The sequence below is a fragment of the Acinetobacter sp. YH12100 genome, assembly GCF_013419135.1.
GTDB lineage: Bacteria > Pseudomonadota > Gammaproteobacteria > Pseudomonadales > Moraxellaceae > Acinetobacter > Acinetobacter pseudolwoffii.
The window spans coordinates 1-22,876 of the sequence record NZ_VPAQ01000004.1 but is presented as its reverse complement, the minus strand read 5'-3'; the positions used below and the strand labels follow the sequence as shown (position 1 = coordinate 22,876).

22 protein-coding genes are annotated in these 22,876 nt (G+C 42.0%); 8 read left to right on the top strand and 14 right to left on the bottom strand.

The window, feature by feature from the left end; all coding sequences use genetic code 11:
- Positions 1-43: 43 nt before the first annotated feature.
- Positions 44-418 carry a glycine cleavage system protein GcvH gene (gene gcvH / locus FTU40_RS04115; protein ID WP_005097000.1) on the top strand — a complete coding sequence of 125 codons (375 nt, stop codon included), beginning with the start codon at positions 44-46 and terminating at the stop codon, positions 416-418.
- 242 nt (positions 419-660) lie between these two features.
- Positions 661-1,845 (top strand): MFS transporter, encoded by a 1,185-nt coding sequence (locus FTU40_RS04110; RefSeq protein ID WP_100328583.1) that lies wholly within the window; start codon positions 661-663, stop codon positions 1,843-1,845.
- Positions 1,846-1,900: 55 nt separating this feature from the next.
- Here the strand turns inward: FTU40_RS04110 and FTU40_RS04105 are convergent, their stop codons facing one another.
- From FTU40_RS04105 to FTU40_RS04090, 4 genes are all read right to left on the bottom strand, one after another.
- Positions 1,901-3,097 carry a PilT/PilU family type 4a pilus ATPase gene (locus FTU40_RS04105; protein ID WP_074382739.1) on the bottom strand — a complete coding sequence of 399 codons (1,197 nt, stop codon included), beginning with the start codon at positions 3,095-3,097 and terminating at the stop codon, positions 1,901-1,903.
- 250 nt (positions 3,098-3,347) lie between these two features.
- Positions 3,348-4,397: a 3-deoxy-7-phosphoheptulonate synthase gene (locus FTU40_RS04100; protein ID WP_180039871.1), complete on the bottom strand. Its 1,050-nt coding sequence runs from the start codon at positions 4,395-4,397 to the stop codon at positions 3,348-3,350.
- 519 nt (positions 4,398-4,916) lie between these two features.
- Positions 4,917-5,447: a hypothetical protein gene (locus tag FTU40_RS04095; RefSeq protein WP_005097004.1), complete on the bottom strand. Its 531-nt coding sequence runs from the start codon at positions 5,445-5,447 to the stop codon at positions 4,917-4,919.
- A gap of 210 nt (positions 5,448-5,657) precedes the next feature.
- On the bottom strand, positions 5,658-6,770 hold the full coding sequence (locus FTU40_RS04090; protein ID WP_159515735.1) for an S-(hydroxymethyl)glutathione dehydrogenase/class III alcohol dehydrogenase: 1,113 nt from the start codon (positions 6,768-6,770) through the stop codon (positions 5,658-5,660).
- Positions 6,771-6,890: 120 nt separating this feature from the next.
- On the opposite strand from FTU40_RS04090, the gene FTU40_RS04085 reads away from it, so the two are divergent.
- The 3 genes from FTU40_RS04085 to FTU40_RS04075 all read left to right on the top strand — a co-directional run bounded on the left by FTU40_RS04085 (position 6,891) and on the right by FTU40_RS04075 (position 9,701).
- Positions 6,891-8,447, top strand: coding sequence for a phospholipase D family protein (locus FTU40_RS04085; protein ID WP_180039869.1), 1,557 nt, complete (start codon positions 6,891-6,893; stop codon positions 8,445-8,447).
- A 179-nt stretch (positions 8,448-8,626) separates the two neighbouring features.
- Positions 8,627-9,064 (top strand): hypothetical protein, encoded by a 438-nt coding sequence (locus FTU40_RS04080; RefSeq protein WP_180039867.1) that lies wholly within the window; start codon positions 8,627-8,629, stop codon positions 9,062-9,064.
- 160 nt (positions 9,065-9,224) lie between these two features.
- Positions 9,225-9,701: a pyridoxamine 5'-phosphate oxidase family protein gene (locus FTU40_RS04075; RefSeq protein WP_180039865.1), complete on the top strand. Its 477-nt coding sequence runs from the start codon at positions 9,225-9,227 to the stop codon at positions 9,699-9,701.
- Between the two features lie 96 nt (positions 9,702-9,797).
- On the opposite strand, the gene FTU40_RS04070 is transcribed toward FTU40_RS04075, so the two are convergent.
- Together FTU40_RS04070 and FTU40_RS04065 are read right to left on the bottom strand one after the other, a co-directional pair.
- Complete coding sequence (locus FTU40_RS04070) at positions 9,798-10,382, bottom strand: uracil-DNA glycosylase family protein (RefSeq protein ID WP_005097010.1); 585 nt, start codon at positions 10,380-10,382, stop codon at positions 9,798-9,800.
- Between the two features lie 32 nt (positions 10,383-10,414).
- Entirely contained in the window at positions 10,415-11,125 is a 711-nt protein-coding gene (locus tag FTU40_RS04065) for an SGNH/GDSL hydrolase family protein (RefSeq protein ID WP_074382734.1), read from the bottom strand.
- A gap of 182 nt (positions 11,126-11,307) precedes the next feature.
- Here FTU40_RS04065 and FTU40_RS04060 point away from each other — a divergent pair, with 182 nt between their 5' ends.
- Positions 11,308-12,678 carry an alpha/beta hydrolase-fold protein gene (locus FTU40_RS04060; protein WP_257223513.1) on the top strand — a complete coding sequence of 457 codons (1,371 nt, stop codon included), beginning with the start codon at positions 11,308-11,310 and terminating at the stop codon, positions 12,676-12,678.
- A 41-nt stretch (positions 12,679-12,719) separates the two neighbouring features.
- Here FTU40_RS04060 and FTU40_RS04055 read toward each other — a convergent pair whose 3' ends face one another.
- The 5 genes from FTU40_RS04055 to FTU40_RS04035 all read right to left on the bottom strand — a co-directional run bounded on the left by FTU40_RS04055 (position 12,720) and on the right by FTU40_RS04035 (position 18,173).
- Positions 12,720-13,781 carry a fatty acid desaturase gene (locus FTU40_RS04055; RefSeq protein ID WP_074382733.1) on the bottom strand — a complete coding sequence of 354 codons (1,062 nt, stop codon included), beginning with the start codon at positions 13,779-13,781 and terminating at the stop codon, positions 12,720-12,722.
- Between the two features lie 481 nt (positions 13,782-14,262).
- Complete coding sequence (locus tag FTU40_RS04050) at positions 14,263-15,006, bottom strand: SDR family oxidoreductase (RefSeq protein WP_005097014.1); 744 nt, start codon at positions 15,004-15,006, stop codon at positions 14,263-14,265.
- A 53-nt stretch (positions 15,007-15,059) separates the two neighbouring features.
- On the bottom strand, positions 15,060-15,758 hold the full coding sequence (locus FTU40_RS04045) for a histidine phosphatase family protein (protein ID WP_005097015.1): 699 nt from the start codon (positions 15,756-15,758) through the stop codon (positions 15,060-15,062).
- The gene (locus FTU40_RS04040; RefSeq protein ID WP_180039862.1) at positions 15,755-16,876 is read right to left on the bottom strand and encodes a phosphotransferase family protein; all 1,122 of its coding nucleotides are present in this window, start codon (positions 16,874-16,876) and stop codon (positions 15,755-15,757) included. The genes FTU40_RS04045 and FTU40_RS04040 overlap by 4 nt, the downstream gene beginning before the upstream one ends.
- A gap of 55 nt (positions 16,877-16,931) precedes the next feature.
- Positions 16,932-18,173 carry an acyl-CoA dehydrogenase family protein gene (locus FTU40_RS04035; RefSeq protein ID WP_005097018.1) on the bottom strand — a complete coding sequence of 414 codons (1,242 nt, stop codon included), beginning with the start codon at positions 18,171-18,173 and terminating at the stop codon, positions 16,932-16,934.
- A gap of 92 nt (positions 18,174-18,265) precedes the next feature.
- On the opposite strand from FTU40_RS04035, the gene FTU40_RS04030 reads away from it, so the two are divergent.
- Both FTU40_RS04030 and FTU40_RS04025 read left to right on the top strand, forming a co-directional pair.
- Entirely contained in the window at positions 18,266-19,183 is a 918-nt protein-coding gene (locus tag FTU40_RS04030) for a LysR family transcriptional regulator (RefSeq protein ID WP_074382731.1), read from the top strand.
- Between the two features lie 221 nt (positions 19,184-19,404).
- Entirely contained in the window at positions 19,405-19,959 is a 555-nt protein-coding gene (locus FTU40_RS04025; protein ID WP_005170726.1) for a thermonuclease family protein, read from the top strand.
- A 67-nt stretch (positions 19,960-20,026) separates the two neighbouring features.
- Here the strand turns inward: FTU40_RS04025 and FTU40_RS15205 are convergent, their stop codons facing one another.
- The 3 genes from FTU40_RS15205 to FTU40_RS04015 are packed head-to-tail and all read right to left on the bottom strand — an operon-like array spanning position 20,027 to position 22,590.
- On the bottom strand, positions 20,027-20,134 hold the full coding sequence (locus FTU40_RS15205; RefSeq protein ID WP_100328576.1) for a DUF2474 domain-containing protein: 108 nt from the start codon (positions 20,132-20,134) through the stop codon (positions 20,027-20,029).
- A gap of 9 nt (positions 20,135-20,143) precedes the next feature.
- Complete coding sequence (gene cydB / locus FTU40_RS04020) at positions 20,144-21,148, bottom strand: cytochrome d ubiquinol oxidase subunit II (protein WP_005097023.1); 1,005 nt, start codon at positions 21,146-21,148, stop codon at positions 20,144-20,146.
- Positions 21,145-22,590: a cytochrome ubiquinol oxidase subunit I gene (locus FTU40_RS04015; protein WP_074382730.1), complete on the bottom strand. Its 1,446-nt coding sequence runs from the start codon at positions 22,588-22,590 to the stop codon at positions 21,145-21,147. The genes cydB and FTU40_RS04015 overlap by 4 nt, the downstream gene beginning before the upstream one ends.
- Positions 22,591-22,876 lie beyond the last annotated feature (286 nt).

Genomic DNA, 22,876 nt, shown 5'->3' with positions numbered 1-22,876 from the left:
AAAACATGTCAAAAATGATCTAAAGGTTTTTAAGGAGTTATCAATGAATCATCCTTCAGAATTAAAGTACGCAAGTACGCATGAATGGGTACGCATTGAGGGTGATCTTGTTGTGACCGGTATTTCCGACCATGCACAGGATGCATTAGGTGATTTGGTCTATGTAGAGGCACCAGATCTTGATTCACACATCACTGCGGGTCAGCAAGCCGGTGTAGTTGAATCGGTCAAAACTGCGTCTGATATTCATGCACCTGTTTCTGGTATTGTTGTTGAAATCAATCCTGATCTTGAAGATGATCCTGATTTTATTAATGACGATCCCTATGGCAAAGGCTGGATCTATAAAATCAAACCAGACAATATGTCAGATGTTGAACACCTGCTTTCCAATACAGCATATGAAGCTGGCCTATAAACCCGCTTATATTTAGAAAATCAGCCTGCGGGCTGATTTTTTTTATGCCATAGATATTGTTCCGCTTTCCCAATCGGCTTCAATTACATATATTCATATTAAAATATTATTGTATTTTTCACGTATATTTCCTAAAGTACTGAACAGGGCGCGCTGCACTCCTGAATATGCCACACTTATTTATAATAATAATTCCCCCATTCTAAGACCAGCGTCTCATCACCCATCATTTTAGGATAATCATGAATGCCATTGTAGCGCCGTTATGGACCAAGTCATTTGTACTGTGTCTGGCCAACAACCTGTTTTTATTTATTTTCTATTTTGCGCAAACCACAATTTTGCCGATTTATATCTTAAAAGAATTAGGTGGTAATCTGACCCAAGCTGGTCTGGCCATGACCTTATTTATGGTCTCTGCCATTGCAGTACGTCCTTTTAGTGGCTTAATTATCGAAAAATTTGGCATACGCAAAACTTTAATTGTCTCAGAAATATTTTTCAGTCTTTTTTCCTTAGCTTACCTGCTCGCTGATCAGCTCACGATTCTGTTTATCATCCGTTTCTTGCATGGCATCTGGTTTAGTATTCTGACCACAGCCTGTGTGCCGGTGGTCAACCAGTTTATTCCAGAACAGCGTAAAGGCGAAGGCATGGGTTATTTTGTCATGTCTGTCAATCTGGGAATTGTCCTAGGGCCTTTAATTGGTCTGAGTTTAATTGAATACTGGTCTTATTTTCAGGTCAGCACCTTGTTGATCGCTTTGGTTTTTATCGGCTTTATCTTCTGTTTACTGATTCCGGTCAAAGAGCCTGAAAAAATGATCGACAACACCGACAAGAAAACATCACTAGGGCTGACTGATTTTGTCGAAAAGAAAGCACTGCCTGTGGCAGGACTTGCCATGCTGATTTCCTTTTCTTATGCCAGCATCATGTCTTTTATCGCGCCATTTGCAGCCAGTAAGGATTTAATGGCCTATGCCGGTTTATTCTTTGTGATATTTGCAATTTCCATGATGAGCCTGCGTCCGATCACTGGAAAAATTTATGACCGCAAAGGTCCACAATACGTGATTTATCCGGCACTGCTGGCTTTTAGTCTGGGTCTGTTTTTACTGAGCCAGATTCAGACTTTATGGGGATTTATGCTGGCTGCGGTTCTGGTCGGAGTCGGTTTTGGTAGTGTGCAACCGTGCATTCAAACCTTAGCCATTCAACGTGCACCAAAACACCGGATTGGCTACGCAACTTCGACTTTTTATACCTGCTATGATCTGGGTATTGCCATTGGCTCAGTCCTGATCGGTGCTATCATTGCCGCTTATAGTTATCAAACTGCTTTTGTGATTTGTGCTGTCTTGACCCTAAGTAGTATGGGATATTTTCATCTGGTGGTTCAGGCTAAAGCAGTCAAAAATAGCTAACCCAAAACAGGCAGAATTCAAATCTACCTGTTTTGATTGTTTCCCAAGACAGTCTTTATTCAGCTACAGCTTGATTTTCTGCTGATTTTTCTTCAGGTTTTGGTTTTTGTAGCATAGAAAACTGCGTACTTTCTCCAACTGCTGCATTATCCTGACGATTACTTTTTAGCTTGATCTGTAAGCGTAATTCATTGGTGGAGTCGGCATTGCGTAACGCTTCCTCATAAGAAATTTCGCCCTGGTTATACAATTCAAATAAGGCCTGGTCAAAGGTTTGCATCCCCAATTCACGGGATTTTGCCATAATCGCTTTCAGCTCATGAAACTCACCTTTCAAAATCAGGTCGGAAATCAATGGTGTATTTAACATGATTTCAATCGCTGCACGACGGCCTTTACCATCCTGCGTCCGAATCAGACGCTGGGAAATAATCGCCTTCATATTCGAGGATAAATCCATCAATAACTGATTGCGGCGCTCTTCCGGGAAGAAGTTAATAATCCGGTCTAAAGTCTGATTGGCATTATTGGAGTGCAAAGTTCCAAGACAAAGATGCCCGGTTTCGGCAAAAGCAATCGCATGTTCCATGGTTTCAGTATCACGAATTTCCCCGATCAGAATCACATCGGGTGCCTGACGCAAGGTATTTTTCAGCGCATTGTGCCAGGAATGACAGTCCACACCGACTTCACGATGCGTAATCATGGATTTTTTATGTTTATGTACATACTCCACCGGATCTTCCACGGTAATAATATGCCCGGCTGAATTTTCATTGCGGTAGTCAATCATCGCAGCGAGCGAGGTTGACTTTCCTGAGCCGGTTCCCCCGACCACCAGCACCAGACCACGTTTCTCCATAATCACATGTTTAAGTGAATCAGGAAGTTTGAGCTTCTGGAAATTTGGAATTTCTGCGGTAATAGTACGAATCACCATGCCGACATTGAGTTGTTGCTGGAACACGTTGACCCGAAAACGCGAAACACCCGGCACAGTGATAGCAAAGTTGCACTCCAGTTCCGTTTCAAATTCCTTGCGCTGCTTTTCATTCATCAGGCTATAGGCAAACAGCTTGGTTTTTTCAGCCGTCAGTTCTTGCTGTCCAAAAGGCTTCATTAAACCCTGATGTTTAATACTGGGTGGAAAGTCGGCGGTAATAAATAAATCTGAACCACCATATTCGACCACTTTGGTCAGCATATGGTGCATGAATTTTCGTGCTTCTTCTAAGAGCTCTGTTGCAAACATCAAGATCCCCAAACAACCTGCCATGACATTAAATTATTGAAAAAAGGTTATATATTCAAATGGATATATTATCTTTTAATTGTGTAGGGATTTATAAGAGGACACAAACAGATTTTATTTATTTTATAAAATTTATCACCTTATTTGTGTGATGTATTTCATGTTAAGTCAATTTACTGGGAAGCACTTTAAGCTTCTAAAATAAAAAGCACTTTCACCGAGCCTGGTCAGAGAAAGTGCTTTTAAAGCTTTATGCACTGCGTTTTAGACAGCGAAGCGATAAATGCTGAGCAATGCCAAGCAACAACTGTTCAGTTTTTACCCAGCCCAGACATCCATCAGTAACTGACTGACCATACACCAGCTCTGCAGAAATTTTCTGGTTACCATCCACCAGATGACTTTCCAGCATCACGCCGCGAACATTGGTCTGCAGGCGTTCTGCGACGATTTGCTCCAGCACTTTAGCTTGCAGCATTGGATTTTTTGCACTGTTGCCATGACTACAGTCAATCACCAGTGCTGGCAATTCTGCTGAGTGTTTCGCTTTGATTTTCTCGATTTCTGAGCACTGGTAATTCGGCCCACTGTTTGAGCCACGTAAAATCAAATGTGCTTTAGGATTGCCCTGAGAGTTTAAAATACAGGGTAAACCGGACTGACTCATGCCCAGGAATTGATGCGGATGAGAGGCAGACTGGATTGCATCCAGAGCAATCTGGATTGAACCGTCAGTGCCGTTTTTGAAACCGATGCTGTAGGGCATGTGACTTGAGATTTCACGGTGAATTTGCGATTCACTGGTGCGTGCGCCAATGGCACCCCAAGCCAGTAGATCATCAAAATAAGCAGTTGCCATCGGACTTAAAATTTCAGACGCAATTGGCAAGCCCATTTCAATAATTTTAAGGTATAAAGCACGGGATTTTTCCAGGCCCAATTGCATATTGGAAGAACCATCGAGGTTCGGATCGTAAAGAAAACCTTTCCAGCCCACGGTCGTGCGTGGTTTTTCGATATAAGCACGCATGACCAGAAAAATTTGATCAGACACCTGGGCTTGTAGCTGTTTTAATTTTTCTGCATATTCTAGAGCCGAGGCTTCGTCATGAATGGAACACGGGCCTGTAACCACCATTAAACGATGGTCCTTGCCTTCTAATATATTTTGAATGGTTTGACGTTGTTCAGCGACTTGATGAGCCAATTGCGCAGACAGGGGCAATTGCTGTTTCAGTTGCTGAGGTAAAGTTAAAATGGTTTCAGCGTGATGTTGTTGTGATGTATTTAAGGTATTCATGACTTTAATCCTGGGACTGGCAATCAGTCCAAACTTTTATTTGAGCGTTATGGGTCTAATTAACGAGGTCGAGAGTGTCATGAGCTGACTAAAGTAAGACCAATAAAAGTTGTTAAAATATGAATAGTTAAAGTTTGTCATGGCTGTCTCCAAAGTTTTGTAAAAATGATAAGCATAAAAAAACCTGATCAGGGTTGCCGATCAGGTATAAACTGGTGGGCAACCTGTTCATTGCCCAAACGCATTCAGGCAATTATCTAAACTGCCAGAAATAAAAATATGCGTTTGAAATGATAGGTTGCTTTAACATGTTATGTCTTTCATAAAATGTGAATCTAAAATTAAAATACGCGGTCTCTGCGCATTTGACAAGCATTAAATATAAAAAAATATTTATTAACTTTTCTACTTTTATTTATCAATTTACTGAATAGTGTTGAATATCGATAAAATTGGCAAAACCTGTAAATTTAATATAGGTCTTGCCAATCAAACTTGTTTCAATACACAGATTAAAAATTAGTGTGTAACGCGATTCCAGGCATCACGTACCGCATATTTCGCCTGTTCCCAGTTTAAACGCGATTGGCCCTTCATCTGTTCCCATTTTACTCTAAGCTCAGGTTCAACATCTTCAAAACGGGTATTGGCATCATAGCTGCCGCGGTTTTCATAACCGACCCGATACGCCGTATCATAATCACGGTCATAATCCAGATCGCTATAGGTGGTACGAGCCTCTGAATAGTATGGTGTATTAATGGAATTATCACGCCAATAAGCTTGTTCTTCTGTTGGGTTCATTGCTTCGCCGACACCCTTACCTGCCAGACCGCCGACCACTGCACCAACAACCCCACCCACAGCTGCACCTACAGGGCCACCTGCTGCACCAATGGCTACACCTGCCGCTGCGCCACCTGCAGCGCCTACACCTGTACCAACAGGGTGTGCGCCCGGTTCACCGGTAATTGGATCGGCATTTAAATCATCACGCACATCTTTAGGAGAGTTTTTTATTACGTCACGATCAAAATTATCATTCGACATAGCGCTTATCCTTATTTTTTAAAATGGTTTAATCACGTATTTTGATACGCTCTATTTAATATAAGCATCTCGAATGTAATGACATTAGCAGGCTTGTGTTGTTTAAGTGATTCTCTGTGACGCTTTCATGCACTAATGTATCCTGAATTAAGTGAAACGCGCATAAAAAAGACCGGTATTAAACCAGTCTTTTCAAAATCAAACGCTCACTTATTCAAAATGAATAACGGTACGAATTGATTTGCCTTCATGCATCAGGTCAAAAGCATCATTGATCTGTTCAAGCGGCATGGTATGCGTCACAAAAGGTTCAAGTTGAATTTCACCTTTCATGGATTGTTCTACCATGCCTGGTAATTGTGAACGACCCTTCACTCCACCAAATGCAGTCCCCATCCATTTACGGCCTGTGACTAACTGGAATGGACGGGTGGAAATTTCTTTACCTGCTCCAGCGACTCCAATAATCACCGACTGACCCCAGCCACGGTGCGCACATTCAAGCGCTGAACGCATTACATCAACATTACCGATACATTCAAATGAATGGTCTACGCCCCAACCCGTCATTTCTACAATTACCTGCTGGATTGGCTGATCAAATTCTTTTGGATTTAAGAAATCTGTGGCACCAAACTGTTTTGCCAGTTCAAATTTATCCGGATTGGTATCTACCACAATAATACGACCTGCTTTGGCCTGACGTGCGCCTTGTACCACAGCCAGACCGATACCGCCTAAACCGAATACTGCAACACTATCGCCTTCTTGGACTTTAGCCGTGTTATGCACCGCACCAATACCAGTGGTTACGCCACAGCCCAGCAGGCAAACATGCTCATGATTGGCTTCAGGATTGATTTTTGCCAGGGAAACTTCAGCAACCACGGTATATTCAGAAAAGGTTGAGCAGCCCATATAATGATAAATCGGCTCACCATTATAAGAAAAACGTGTGGTTCCATCCGGCATGACACCCTTACCTTGAGTTGCACGCACAGCCACACACAAGTTGGTTTTGCCAGATTGACAGAACAAGCATTCGCCACATTCAGCAGTATAAAGCGGAATTACGTGATCGCCCGGTTTTAGACTAGTGACACCTTCACCAACTTCGACCACCACACCTGCGCCTTCATGGCCTAAAATCGCCGGAAATACGCCTTCAGGATCTTCACCAGACAACGTGAATGCATCGGTATGACACACTCCGGTATGGCTAATTTTTACCAATACTTCACCTGCTTTGGGTGGAGCAACATCTACTTCCACGATCTTTAAGGGCTGACCTGGACCAAACGCAACCGCTGCACGTGATTTCATGTAAAACTATCCTTTTTTGCTGATTTACAGATGACTAACAGTAACCTCTTTCTATTCGGAGATTCAACTATTAACATCAGAAGATAAGGAATAAAAAATCCTATAATCAATGGAACATCAATGACTAACCCTTCACCTTTTGTTTGTTTGAACATTTTAACTTTGAGCATGATTCTTTCTGGCTGCGAACTGGCTGCAAATACTGCTGAACAAGCAGAAATCACGCCGGTTCGACCTGCGCACTGGATTGATAATCAAATTTCAAAACAGCAGATGAATGAAGGAAAAACTGCTTTTTTACCACTCTATGATGGTTTTATGAGTATGGCCGCACGTTTGCACCTGATCAATAAAGCCCAATATCATCTGGATCTGCAATATTACATCTGGAAGGATGATTTTATCGGCAACATAATGCTGGCCCAGCTGTTAAAAGCCGCAGATCGCGGTGTCAAGGTGCGAGTGCAGATTGATGACCAAAATGGCACCCAGCTTGATGATAAACTGCTGGCCTTAAGCCAACACCCAAACTTTGAAGTGCGGATTTTTAATCCTTATAAATTCCGTCATTTACGTGCGCTGGATTATGGCTTTAGAATGAAACAGATCAATCATCGCATGCACAATAAACTGATCATTGCAGACGGTACCGCAGCTGTCACTGGTGGCCGCAATATCAGCAGTGAATACTTTGATGCCAGCGAAAATTTCCAGTTTACCGATGTCGATATTTTCTTTGCAGGCCAAAGCGTAAAGGATGCCAATCAGACCTTTATTAATTTCTGGAATGATGAACTGAGTTACGATGTGCGGCAGATCCTGAATGATTCAGGTCATCCCGAAATGCTAAAAAGGCTAAGAGCCGAATTTGCCCGTGAAGACGTGGATGAAACGGAATTAAAACGCCGGGTTGGAATTGCCGAGAAACAAGTCGCAGAACACTTAAAAAAACAACCGATTCACTGGGCACCGGCTTACTTTGTCGCAGATACACCTGCAAAAGCACGCCCACATGCAAAAAATGGCGATTATATTTATACCCACATGCTTGAACTGATGGGCGAGCCGAAAAATCACCTGGAACTGGTCTCCTCTTATTTTATCCCGACGCAAAAAGGCACCGACTATTTAAGTATGCGTGCGCAACAGGGAGTCAAAATCCGAATCCTGACCAATTCTTTTCAGGCCAATGATGTCGCTGTGGTACATGCCTATTATCAGCAATATCGTCAGCAGCTCTTGAAAAATGGCATCGAACTCTGGGAGTTTAAACCGTATATAGTCCGGCCAGAACGGACTTGGTATGAAATTATGACTGGTGACATCATCCCGGCCAAAAATAAAAACAGTTCGAGTCTACATGCCAAATTTTTTGATCTGGATGGTATGGTGTTTGTGGGTTCATTTAATTTTGATCCGCGTTCAGCTTATCTGAACACCGAAGTCGGTTTGGTGGTTAAGTCGGAAGATTTTCAAAAGGAAATCTCTAATGCGATGAATCAATTTTTACCGCGTGTGGCCTATCAGCTCAAACTAAATGAAAAAGATGAAATAATCTGGTTAGAGCACCAAAAAGATGGCCGTACTATTCAGCATGTACATGACCCGGAAACCACAAAATTTCAGCGTTTTATGATGAATCTGGTGACAAAATTCCCCGGGGAATGGCTAATGTAATGACATTGTAATGACATTGTAATGACTTTGGTATTACACAACGTACAGAATCTATTTTCCGGGCATGGTAGCGTCAAGTCATCTGGCGCTATCATCGCTTAAAGGGTTTTACAGGCGATTAGCCTTGCTTTAAAATTCAACTTTTCCAATATTTTGCGATTTTTTCGCCCTCTACTCCCATGCAATTTTTTGATTTAAGCCGTCAGTTTAAATTCAGTGATATTCTGACGCCTGTAAAAACTCTCCATGATTTATCTCAGCAAGAATGGTATTTGGCCAAAATTCGAGTTGAACATGATTGTCTGTCTGAATCCGATATTATTCAGGGTCAAGTCGTTCTAAAATCCAGTGAAAATATACAGCTCGAGTTAGAGTGGCTGATTCAAGATAGCGGTCATGATTTACAGGTATTATTCAAAGGTGTCGAAACTGAAGCGCTTGAAGAAACCTGCGTGATCTTAAAAGGCGCACAACTAGTCGATGAACAACAGCAATTGCTCTCTGCACAGGCGCTCAGCTTATGGATTGATGGTACTTTACTTCCGATGCTACCGGAGATTCGCAAGGAAATTAAAGCACGTTTAAATTTGTGGGATTATGTGGAATATGATGGTTAATCGCCAAGTTTTGCATTTTTTAAAGAGCCTATATGGCTCTTTTTTATGATCTGAATCTTATTTTGGATTGATGAAACTGCCCTATCTTCAATTTTTTCAGGCAATGCCAAGCTAAATAAGTTGTTATAAAATTTATAAAAAATAAAAAGAGAATCAAGACATGATTTCTGATAATGAATGGCAACAGATTCGCCAGGTGGCCGCTGATGCACAACGGGCTGCCATGCATTGCTCTATTGCAACAGTCAATTGCAAAGGTTTTCCTAGTATTACTCCGATTGGAACCATATTTCTCAACAAAAAGACCAGTGCGGGTTTCTTTTTTGATACTTATTCCACTACTTTTTCTGAAAATTTACAGCATCAACCCATGGCCTGCATACAGGCCGTCAACAGTAGCAAACTGTTTTGGATTCATTCGTTGCTTAAAGGTAAATTTAAGCGTTATCCAGGAGTACGCTTATATGCAGAAATTGGCCCTTTACGTCCGGCCTCGCCAGAGGAAATACAGCAGGTGGAGTCTCGTATTCGAGCTTTAAAATGGACCAAAGGTAGCCAGTTAATCTGGTCCAGCTTTCATCATGTCCGGGAGATTAAAATCAATAGCTATCGCTGGGTCAAATATCCAAATATGTGAATAAATAAAGCTACTAACTTACAAATAGTAAGTTTATTTCTTATCTACAACCTAAAACCTCTTTAACCATTTTTTATCTGATTATTAGATTAAATATTAAACCAAACCCACATGCTCAAACATCATCCGGTAACTTTCGGCTTTTTTCTCCAGAGAAACCGGATATGCTCGAGAAGATGAAGGCATTCGATATAAATGCAGTTCGCGTCCTTCCAGGTTGGTTTGCGTCGGCTCTCCAATTTTTGGCTTTTCTGCATCTTCAGGCATAGACAGCATCATGGTATCGGTGGCTTTATCACCGGTGGTCATAATGTAGGTACATTCTGGGATCTGTAGCAATAAATCCTTTAAATTGGTCGGTACCACAATTTCCAGAAACTTATCTGAAGCATTGCCCGTCAGCCGTCTGATCTGAGAGGCACTATCAAAAATCGCAATTCCAGTCTCCAATAGAAATTCACGGATCAATGATTCCTGAAATTTTTTATTCTCAATATCCAGAAAGTAATCTTTATTTTGAAAGAAAATTAAACCAAAAATCCGCCACATATCGTTTTGATAATTTGGATAATAAAAATTCATTTTCCAGCGAGTTGCTGGTGGTGGAAAACTACCCAACATCAGTAATTTGGCATTTGGCGGTAAAAAAGGCGGTAATGGATGCGTTTCAATATCAGACATAGAATTCCTTAAATTGAGAACTTTCAACTATTTTAGAGTGTCTGCCGAATCTTGCTAGCCACTTCTTGTCCCCAAAGTGTATAAACTTCCTTACTCGGATGAAAACCATCTGCAGCCATTTCTAAATTCATGGCACGATATTTTTCAATATCATATTCAATCCATTGCATGGTGTCTTGGCTTGCTACGAATTTCGCCAGTTGCTGATTCATTTTTTTGGCATATTGTCCAAATAACCAGGCCAAAGGATTTGGTAATGCCGGGAACATATTCATGGGTGGCACACCTGCTGCAATGACCAATTCAGGACTGAATTTTTGTTGAATCATGGCATATAGTTTTTTCTGTTTTTGAATCCAGATATCAGCCGGCATGAGCTTGGTTACATCATTTACACCAACCGAGCTAATGACCACATCAAAATGTTCTGTCTCCAGTTGTTCTATGGCACAAATCACTTTAGCTGTGCTATCCCCTGTTTTTGCATGCAATTTCCATTGAATTTTAAAGTCATGCTGCAAATCTTTTAAAATGGCGCCCAGCAATGCATCATCCTGATGCTCTACCCCAACGCCGGCAGCCGCAGAATCGCCGACAATCAGTATAGAAAGCGGCTGGCCTTGACCGCACGTTCCTTCACGTTCACCCTCCGGTTCTGGGAGTTGCACAGTGTTTTTTTTGACGCGATTGCCCTGAATTACCAATACTGGAATTAATGCAAGAGTCGATATTTTCAGCCACATAAATCTATACTTTAAATATAAAACAATGAATTAGAACTTTATTGTAACCTGTCATGCTATGAGTTTTGATAAAACATCATGTAAATAATTGAATAAATATATAAAAATAATTGAAAGACAAATCTGTATTTATAATTGATAATAATTATCATTACTATTTTTTAAAATTAATTGGGGATGATTTGAACTACTTATACTTAAGCACACTCTTACTAAGCGCACTATCATTACATAGTTTGGCAGATTCACCTTCCTCAATGGAGCAAGCACCTTATGCTGCAGCGTGTGAAGCAGTTCAACCCGAAAGCGACCTGTTAAAAAGTTTACAGCAGCAATTAAAGCAGTCTCCTGAAAACCGAGCCGGATTAATCCAACAATTCTGGGAAAAAGTGCAAAATCAAACTACACCGATTATTGAGCCACTTGATCAGGATCATGTTCGACTGATTTTTTTATGGAAAGCAGCCAAACATAATGTGCGTCTGGTCGGTGGCCCGAGTAATGATCATGAATGGTTGACTCGCCTGCCCGATACCGAGATCTGGTTTAAGGAAAATATTGTGAACCGTCGCTATATCGGCAGTTATAGTTTTGCAGTGGATTTACCAAATCTGGAGGGTTATCTATCGAATTACTGTGCACATTTAAACCCAGAACTCAAAGAACCCCGGGCGCAGCGCCGTGCTGTATTGCAGGTATTACAACTTGATCCATTGAATCCAAAACGCTGGCTTAAAGAAAATACTGCCTCTAAACTGAGGAATGAAAATATTATCGCCCTGGATCAAGCCCCTCCCTTTATCGATCCTAAACGCTATCCAGATCATCCGCAGCCTGAACTAAAACGTTATCAGCTATCCAGCCAGTTTTTAAAAAATCAACGTCGCGTTGAAATCTATCAATCTAAAAAAACTGCACAACAATCTTATATCACGGCTATTTTCTTTGATGGAAATGAATATGCCCATTTGGTTGATGTGCCAAAAGTGCTGGATATTCTGGTGGAACAAGGCAAACTTCCACCGATTCAAGCGGTTTTTTTACATGCACCGAATAGTGAACTTCGTCCTAAAGAGCTGACACCAAACCCGAAATTTTCAGGTTTTTTTAATCAGGAATTTTTGCCTTGGCTCGATCAGAAAATTGTACGTGATAAGCAAAAAACAGTTCTTCTCGGTTCCAGTTTGGGAGGGCTGAGTGCAGCTTATCTTGCCTTGGAAAATCCGCAGCACATTAGTCATGCTGTGCCTTTATCCGGCTCGTTCTGGTGGTCACCTGAACCACACTCAAAAATCAATGGTATGAATCAATTGATTCATAACTTAAAGAATCAGCCTCAACAGTATTTTCATATTTCAGCGAATCGTTATGAATCTTCGCGTACCAACAATGACTTAAGTATTCTGGAAACGTCACCCATCGTGGCACAAGCTTTAAAATCCAAAGGGCATGAGGTCAGATATCAGGTTTATGAAGGCGCACATTCCTATGCAATTTGGCAGGTGATATTACAAGATGCTTTGCTGCACTTCTTTGCAAATTCCAAAGAATAGATAAAAAAATCCTGCATTTGCAGGATTTTTTTAATTCAGTTTTATTTTGTTTGAATATCATTCCAGCGGTTTAAACGTTTAAATGTGCCTAGGTCATTAAAACGTACGCCCACTTCTTTCATCACTTTATGCGCCGTTTTCGAGGTCATTTGACGAATATAAAAAGGCTCTTTAACGACAAAGTGATGAATCGCATGCGTGGCCCCAAAGTTGCAGCAGAACAACTGAAATGGCATCATCCACCAAGGCGTCAGTACTTGTGTTTGCTTGATGACATCCCTCGGATCAATATCGCCATAATAATGCATATTCGAGCTGACAAATTGCAGGCTAAATGAACGGATAAAATTGGGAATCAGCCAGATGACTGCAATAAAATTAATGATTGGCATTGCTTCGATTACGACTTGCGACCAGCGCATCTCATAGCCAAATAAAGGCACGATTGCATTTGAAACATGGAACACGACAAATAAATAGAACAAGCCATAATAAAGAATGCTTAATGGCACAAAGCCCAATAGCTGGGAAATCATGGCAATTTTACGTTCTTTTTCAGGCTGTTTTTCCAGAAAAAGATGGATCATTTTAAACATCTGGAAAGGACGCAGATAAACCGACATCAATTGATCACTGATGATCAAAATCCGGCGAATTCCCCAGGGCATACCATTGCTGATTCCACGTTCTTCCAGATCATGTTCAGTTCCAGAATATTTATGATGATGCAGGTGTAAACGACGACGTGCCCACGGACTAATGGTATTTGGACGTGCCAACCACACCAAAGCCAGCATCAAGTGATGTGCCCAGGGCGTTTTTTTGAAATACATATAATGAATTAAGTCATGCTCTAATTCATGTGTTAATGAAGCAAAAATTGCAATTAAAGGAATCGTCAGCCATACAGAAAGATAGCCATAGGCATAGGCCAATGCGCATAAAACCATACCGATCCAGGCAAAACCGAGAATACTGGCACCAATAAAATTTTGATGTTTCAATATTGGATAACGGTTACGTAAATCTTCACCTGCCTGTGTCACCACAGTTCTAACTTTGGAGATACGCTGCTGGTCTGTCATCTCTGAAGATGTAGACATATAGAGAACCTTTAATTTCTGGACAGTTGCACATTAAAGGAAATTAAAAAAAAGAGAAGTGATCTTTTGACTGTCCGAGCGAGTATGTTCAAGTTTTGGACAATTTTGGCACTTTTTCTAAGATGAATAAAAATACAGGGAGGTCATGCGTAATTTTTTATGAGATTCAGTCTCTAAAAAATCTGTTTTTTAACAGCAATTTATCTCTATATTAATTAAACTTGGTTTGCCTTGAAATAATAAATATTTCATTATTAAAAGCTTATCAAACTACCTGATCCTGATTAATCGAATTAACGAGCTTTGTTTTCTTTACACAGGATATTGCATGTATTTGGCACATTTTTATCTGCAACTTTGCTGACGCCAGCATTAGCGTTGACTTTGCAAAGCAATTTTTTCAAGTGAAATTACCAGCAAAAAAAGTTCTGAAGTTCTAGAAAAGTAAAAAGCCCCTTATGGAGCTTTTAGATTTTAAACCTTAGCCTAATTTATTCACCAATTTCAGCGGCAATATTTTCATCGCCAGACCCAATGGCAGCCATGGCCATTTTGGCACATAAGCCTTTACTGGCGCTTTTTCAATTTCAGCAGCAAGTAAACGCGATCCGGTTTTTTCATCCACTTCAAATGGCAGTTTCTTGGCGCCTTCATTAAGTTCGGTACGAATATAGCCCGGGAAAATTGTGGTGACTTTGATTGGCGTATCAATCAGTTCGGCACGAATCCCTTCGGCCAGATGTGCAACACCTGCTTTACTTGCACCATAAGCGGTTAAATGTTTAGGCATACCGCGCATGGCACTCATTGAAGAAATCATGACCAGATGGCCTGAATTTTGCGCCCGGAAAATCTCTACTGCTGCTTCACATTGCGCCAAGGCCGAAATAAAATTGGTTTCAACTGTGGCCTTATTAATGGCAAAGTTTCCCTTGCCAATACGACGGCCTTCACCAACTCCGGCATTGACAATCACCCGGTCAATCGTGCCAAAATCTTGTTTAAAAGCACGAAATACGTCAAAGACCTGATCATAATTAGTGACATCTAAAGTTTTAGCAATTACTTGAATGCCGTATTGACTCTCCAACTCTTGTTTAAGTATTTCCAAACGATCCAGGCGACGCGCGCAGATGGCCAGGTTATAGCCTTTCTGAGCAAATTCGCGTGCCATACCTGCACCAATTCCTGAACTTGCACCAGTAATTAAAATTGTTTTTGCCATGTGTTTTACCTTATTCCTTTATTTTTCTAAGCGATCAGATTTGCGGTACAGATTTAAATCCAGGTCAATAAATCCGGACGTTGCGCTTTAATATAATGATGTTCATTTAGGCTTAATAGCTGGGGTTGGTTGCCTACCAGACGTAGCGTGGTCATGCTGGTATTGGTAATTGCCCAGTTTAGAGCAAAGGTTTTATTCGGAGACAAACCGAGAATTTTGCCCGCAGCAACCGAAATGACTCCGCCCGACGTAAACACTACAGCATAGCGCGGTTTCTTTTCAGCCAGATCATCACACAAATGCTGCAATGCCGTTTCCACCCGATGTTTGAAATCTGGCCAGGATTCTTCATATTCATGGTGATAGTCACCGCCAGTCCAGCGCTCAATTGCACCTTCAAAAATTTTACTTAAATAGGCGCGTGGATTGGCATGCTGCGATACATCTTCTTTCAACAGTTCAGGTTGATTAAAGCGTGGCTCATATTGAGCAAAGACTTGTTGATGATTAAATTCGTTCCAGGCTGAATCTGTAACTGGCTCACTTTCAGGAAAACATTCAGCCAAGGCCAATTGCGCCGTTTGTTGATGACGCTGCATGGAGCCTGCCACCACATAAGGTGCTTCTTTTAAAATTTCATCAAAATAGCGACCCAATAATTTGGCTTGTAATTCACCATTTGGAGAAAGTTTGTCATAGCTTTCTGCACCGAAAGACGCCTGTCCATGGCGGATTAAATAAATCGTCGTCATTTCGGCATCAACTCCTTAAATTTGGTCATATATTTCTGTGCAATATCATTGGCCTCAATTTTCTGGCGGCCAATCAGTTTTAAGGCACGAATATGCAAGGCATGAATCACAATCCAGAAATCTTTAAATGCTGGATTATTGGTCTGTTTATGATAATAGCGATAATAAATTTGCTGCGCGATCACCGCCAAACGGAAAACTCCAAAGACTTCATAGAAGGTCCAGTTTTCAGGGGTTAATCCGGTTTTTTCCAGATAATAATCCACCACTTCTTTACGGCTAAACATGCCTTTTAAGTTGGTGGGTTGACGACGTGTGGCTTTAAAAATTGCATTATCCGTATCTTCAACCCAGTAAGCCAAAGCTGAACCCAGATCCATCAATGGATCACCGAGTGTCGCCATTTCCCAATCCAGAACGCCAATGACTTGAGTCGGATCGTTTGGATCTAAAATGACATTATCAAAACGCCAGTCATTGTGAATCAGACAGGTTTTAGCATCCGCTGGGGTATTGTCTTTAAGCCACTGACGGACATATCTGAAAGATGGCACATTCAAGGTCTTGGCTTTGGCATAACGTACATCCCAACCATCTACCTGACGATGACAATAGCCCTCGCCTTTGCCTAATTTCTCCAGTTCAGTACCCACATAAGGCACCTGATGCAACTCAATCAGCTTATCAATGACGTTAATACACAGTTCACGTACCTGAGCTTCATTAAAATTCAGTTCTCTGGGTAAATTGGCGCGTGGAATAATGCCTTCAATGCGTTTCATCACATAGAAGTCGCAGCCAATCACGGATTCATCCTGACAAAGTGCCACCATCTCTGGTAATACTGGATAAAACTCGGAAAGTGCGTGCTGAACCTTAAATTCACGGGCCATGTCGTGGGCAGATTTGGCTTTGGTACCTTTGGGTGGACGACGCAGAATTAGATCGGCATTGGTATATTTCAGACGATAAGTCCAGTTCGATGCGCCACCCGAATATTGAGTAACTTCGACCGGACCTTCAAGTTGAACTCCCTGCCCAATCAGCCAGTTTCCTACAGCCTGAACATCCAGTTCCTCACCTGCACGAACCGATCCACCGACATCAATAACTGCCATAATTTTTCCTTCAATTCTTTTTCAAATGTCTTCAAACTTTATATCGTGTTTAAGCTTATTTTTTATGGCGTGTACTGTAACCACGTTTAGCCAGTTCCAGTTTTGCGATCATACCTTTATGCACTTCATCTGGTCCATCCGCCAAACGTAGGGCACGTGCCTGAGCAAAGAATCCGGTGAGTGGCGTATCACGGGAGACACCAGCACCACCGTGAATTTGTATGGCCATGTCTACTACTTTTTCTAATACACTTGGCGCAACCACTTTAATGGCCGAGATTTCAGTCAAAGCCGCCATATTCCCTAAAGTATCCATTTTATAGGCTGCATACAAGGTTAAAAGACGTGCTTGATCAATCGCGACCCGTGCTTCAGCAACACGTTCCAGATTGCCTCCCAGTTTTAAAATTTCTTTACCAAAGGCAGTCCGGCTCATACCGCGGTCAATCATCAGCTCCAAAGATTTTTCCGCAGCGCCGATACAACGCATACAGTGGTGAATACGGCCTGGCCCGAGACGACCTTGAGCAATTTCAAAGCCTTGGCCGGCACCACCAATAAAACTGGCAACTGGAACACGGACATTTTCAAAACTGACTTCACCATGACCATGCGGTGCATCATAGTCGCCAAATACCGGTAACATTCTTTCGATTTTCACACCCGCCGTATCGACAGGAACCAGAACCATGGAATGCTGATGATGACGGTCTTTGCTTTCATCTGGCGTATGCGCCATAAAAATAATGACTTTGGCATTAGGATCGCCCAGACCTGATGACCACCATTTACGGCCATTCAGAACAATTTCATCGCCTTCGATGACCGCCGTTGCTTGCATATTGGTCGCGTCACTAGAAGCCACCGCCGGTTCAGTCATACAAAATACAGAACGGATTTTGCCTTCAAGTAATGGCAAAAGCCATTGCTGTTTCTGTTCTTCAGAGCCATAACGCCAGAGGACTTCCATATTGCCGCTGTCTGGCGCATTACAGTTAAATACGGTCGGTGCAATCAGGCTACGGCCCGAAAGCTCGGCAATATGAGCATATTCATTGACTGATAAACCTTGGCCCAGTTCAGGACATGGCAGAAACATATTCCACAGCCCTGCTGCTTTGGCTTTGGCTTTTAAAGTTTCCAGTTCAGTCGGCCATTGCCATTTGGTCCAGTCACTGCCTTGATTTAACTCATGCACTTGCTGCCAAAAATCGGCTTCAACAGCTTCGATTTCATCTTTAATAAATTTTTTAGTTCGTTCAACATAGTCTTGCGCGCGTGCGGATAACTCAAACATGGCTATTTCCCTCTGGATATTTTGTATTCTGCTTTACAAGACCTTAACTTAAAAACTATTATGAATAAAATGATTTTAATCCATAGCTCATCATGCATAGCATTCATAATAAAACACTGATGGATATGAGTGTTTTCCATCGTATAGATATCAATTTATATCCACTTTTTGTCGCTATTTTTGAACAGAACAGTATTTCTAAAGCAGCACAGCGATTATGTATCACCCAATCTGCTGCTAGTCACGCTTTGCAGCGGCTCAGAAATCAGTTGCAGGATGATCTGTTCGTACGTTTTGGTGCAAAAATGCAACCCACGCCGTTTGCTGAACAGATTTATCCCGCCATTAAAAATGCCCTGATGACGATTCAAAGTATTTCTATTCAGCATCAACAATTTCAACCAAATATGGTGCAAAGTTTAAAAATTGCCGTACATGATGAAATTGAACCAATGATTTTTCCAAAGTTGGTGGCACATTTTCAGAAAATGAATCTGGATATTCAGTTTAGTAGCATCAAGCTGGATCGTAAAAATATCAGTGCTGACCTGGCGGCGCAGCAGGTCGATTTTGTCATGGATCTTGAGCAAAAACTGGGAGATAAAATTCAGTTTGAACCCTTAGTACAAGATGAATTTGTCGTCTGTACGCAGCAAAATAAAATTTCAGAACAATCCTATCTTTCCTCCCCACATATAGGCGTATCATCTCGCCGTACAGGTATCTTAATTGAAGATCTGTATTTGAGCCGTAAGCAGCTTTCAAGACAGATTTTTTTACGCTGTCAGCATTATTCAACTGCGTTGCAAATTTTGGAGCAATATCCTCAAGCGATGTTGACTATGCCACGCAATATCTTAGAACATTTACAGATAGCCAAAATTCTGAATTTTTTTGAAGTGCCTGTGCAACTGCCTAAGATTAATATGGGAATGTATTGGCACAAAGATTTACAGGAAAATAAGAGACATCAATTTTTGCGAAGCGAAATTAATAACATTTTTACTTAGGCTATTTTAAGTAGATATGAATTTTGCTTAGGCTATTCTAATGGTTGGTATTGTAGCCTGAAATGTCAGGCTCAACCTAAATTGCTTAGGCTATTTATAAATACAAAATGAAACACTGACTGTTTAGCTTTTGAACTCTAGTGCTTGGGGCTTTCCTCTACAATCATGCATCTGCTTGCTGTTGTTCTTCTACAGCTTCTTTTGATGATCTGGATTTTAGCTTGTTGCCTCTTTCTCCCACCTGGCAAATTGTGCTGGGTTTATTTGCCTTATGCTTTTCCTATTATTTGCTGCACAAACTCACCATTTACCTCAAGGATATATTTCGTCCCTTTAAAAAAGGACAGAAATACTGGTGTCGTGTTAAGGCGGTTAGCGATGGGGATACCCTCACCTGCTACCGTTTCAATATTAGACGTTCTGAAACCAGACTACGTTTTGCCTATGTGGATGCGCCAGAATCCAGCCAAAGCTATGGCAAAGAGTCACAGCGTCTAGTTAAAAGCATGGTGAAAAACAAAATAGTTCGCGTGAAAATTACAGATATTGACCGTTATGGTCGCTGCGTCGGCGTCGTTTACCGCTATCGTAAAAATATCAATGAAGAAATCGTGAAACGCGGCGCAGCATGGGTCTACGAAGATTATATTAAAGATAAAAACCATTTACGCTATATGCTGGACTTGCAAAACAAAGCCAAAAAACAGAAAAAAGGACTCTGGAAAAGTAGCCGACCTGTACGCCCAAGTGTGTATCGAAAACAGGTAAAATCCTAATCTTTGCTGATTTCTCTTCGCTATTAAAAAGTGATCCGGCTCGCCAGATCACTTTTTAATTTTTAAATTAATACGCCAGATGGACAAAAAACCTGAATGCGCCTGCAATTAAAGCCAGAGTAACGAAGCCTAAAATCCATAGGCCCACAAACCATAATATCTGCTTCCCTTTCATTGTTGCTCCTTAATGATAGCCATCATCCCCGACCCGCACTTTATGGCGGAATACCCAGTACGACACGCCGGTATAAATCAGAATGATTGGAATAAGTAATAAAGCACCAATTAAGGTAAATAATTGACTACTTTCTGGCGCTGCCGCCTCCCAGATGGTCACTGACGGTGGAATGATATAAGGCCAGAGACTGATCAGAAATCCGGTATAGGCCAGAAAAACCAGCACCAGCATGTACATGAATGGGCTAAGTTCCTTACGTTGTTTGCAGGCACGTAAAGCCAGCCAGGTAAATAACAGGACTAAGATCGGCACGGGCATGAGATACATAAATTGTGGCTGACTAAACCAGCGTTCCGCAATCTGCGGATGAGTCAGCGGCGTATAAATACTGACAGCGCCCAGGATAATCAATAAGGCGATAATCATTTTTGGCATCAGCTGATACATACGGTCTTGTAACTGATCGGCCGTTCTAAAAATCAGCCAGCCACAGCCTAAGGCAGCATACAGCACCATGACACTCAGACCGGTAAACAGGCTAAATGGTGTCAACCAGTCCAGCCCGCCGCCCGCATAAATGCCATTTCGGGTTTCAATTCCCTGAATATAAGCGCCTAAAATCACCCCTTGCAGGAAGCTGGTCAGCGCAGAACCACCAATAAAGGCTTTGTCCCACCAATGTTTACTGCGATTGGCCTTAAAACGGAATTCAAAAGCAACACCACGGAAGATCAGCGCAATCACCATCAGGATGATCGGCATATACAGTGCAGATAATACGGTGGAATAGACCAGCGGAAATGCTGCAAATAAACCTGCGCCACCCAATACCATCCAGGTTTCATTGCCATCCCAGACAGGCGCAACAGTATTCATCATCACATCACGGTCATCCTGATGCGGAAAAAACGGAAATAGAATGCCAATGCCCAGATCAAAACCATCCAGAATGACATAGATCAGGACACCAACGGCGATGATCACCACCCAAATCAATGACAAATCAATCATTTTTTATTCTCCTGATCTGCATTATCGGCCCCATCCTCAATACTCTCGCGAATACTGCTCAATGGCCGGCGAGATGCCTGAATTACGTCACTATCAATTTCATGTGGGGGTGTAGAATGAATAAATTCCGGGCCTTTGTGCATGAGTCGCAACATATAATAAATACCGGCGCCAAAGACCACACAGTAGACCACGACAAAGATAATCAGGGTCAAGCCTACCTGCTCTGCCGATACCGGCGATAGGGCATCTTTGGTACGCATGATGCCATAGACCACCCAGGGTTGACGGCCAACCTCCGTCGTAAACCACCCAGCCAGCATGGCAATAAAACCGGAAGGCCCCATAATCAGGGCAAACCGATGTAATCCTCGGGATTCATAAAAGCGGCCTTTTTTACGTGACCATGCTCCCCAGATTGCCAGCAGTAGCATCAACATTCCTAGCCCGACCATGATCCGAAAACTCCAGAACACGATTGCCGAATTAGGACGGTCTTCAGGTGCAAAATCCTTTAAGCCGGTGACAGTACCGTCCATGGAATGTGTCAGGATCAAGCTGCCCAGATTAGGAATGGCGATGGCATATTTGGTTTCCTCAGCCTGCATATCTGGCAGTCCAAACAGATATAAAGGCATGCCGCCATCATGATTGGTTTCCCAATGACCTTCCATTGCCGCCAGTTTGGCGGGTTGATGTTCAAGCGTATTTAGACCATGTACATCACCCACCAAAACCTGTAGCGGCGCAAGTGCCAGAATCAGCCACATTGCCATGGAAAATGAAGTTTTGACCAAGGCATCACGACGGCCCTGAATAAGATGCCAGGCTGCTGTGGCTGCCACCAGCAATGCAGAAACCAAAAAGGCAGCAATGGCCATATGCGCCAAACGGTAGGGAAATGACGGGTTAAATACGATGGCGATCCAGTCTTTGGGGACAAACAGACCATTTTCGATGGCAAAACCTTGAGGCGTTTGCATCCAGCTATTGGAGGATAAAATCCAGAACATCGAGATACAGGTGCCTACCGCGACCATCAAGGTCGAGAAAAAGTGTGCACGTGGCCCCACCCGTCCCCAGCCGAAGAGCATAATTCCCAAAAAGCCCGCTTCCAGAAAAAAGGCGGTAAGAACTTCATAGGCCAGTAATGGGCCAGTCACGCCACCTGCAATCCGGGAGAATTCACTCCAGTTGGTGCCGAACTGATAGCTCATGACCACGCCAGAGACCACGCCCATCCCAAATGCTACAGCGAAGATTTTCACCCAAAACTTAAACAGATCCCGATAAATCGGGTCTTGGGTTTTGAGCCAGCGCCATTCCAGAATCGCCAAAAAGCTGGCCAATCCGATTGAGATTGCAGGAAAAATAATATGAAAAGAGACAGTAAAGGCGAATTGTATTCGCGCTAACTCTAATGCGGTTAAACCCAGGGTCATACATTTCACCTATATATAATTATTTGTAGGAGCCTTGCTTAGATTTATTAGTGAAGTGTTTTTTCTTGGTCTTAGCTTAGGCTTAATTTGGCTTGGCAATATGTAGACTTTTGTCGGTTATTTTTTACTCAAGTTAACAATGTGTAAGCGCTATTTAATTAACCTGAGTTCGACATAAAAAATAAATAAAAAAAAGCCTTAGCATCTGTAATATCTTGGTTACGAAGACAAAACATTTCAGAGCAAGGCTTTTTCATGGACTATATTACCGAATTATTTTGTATCT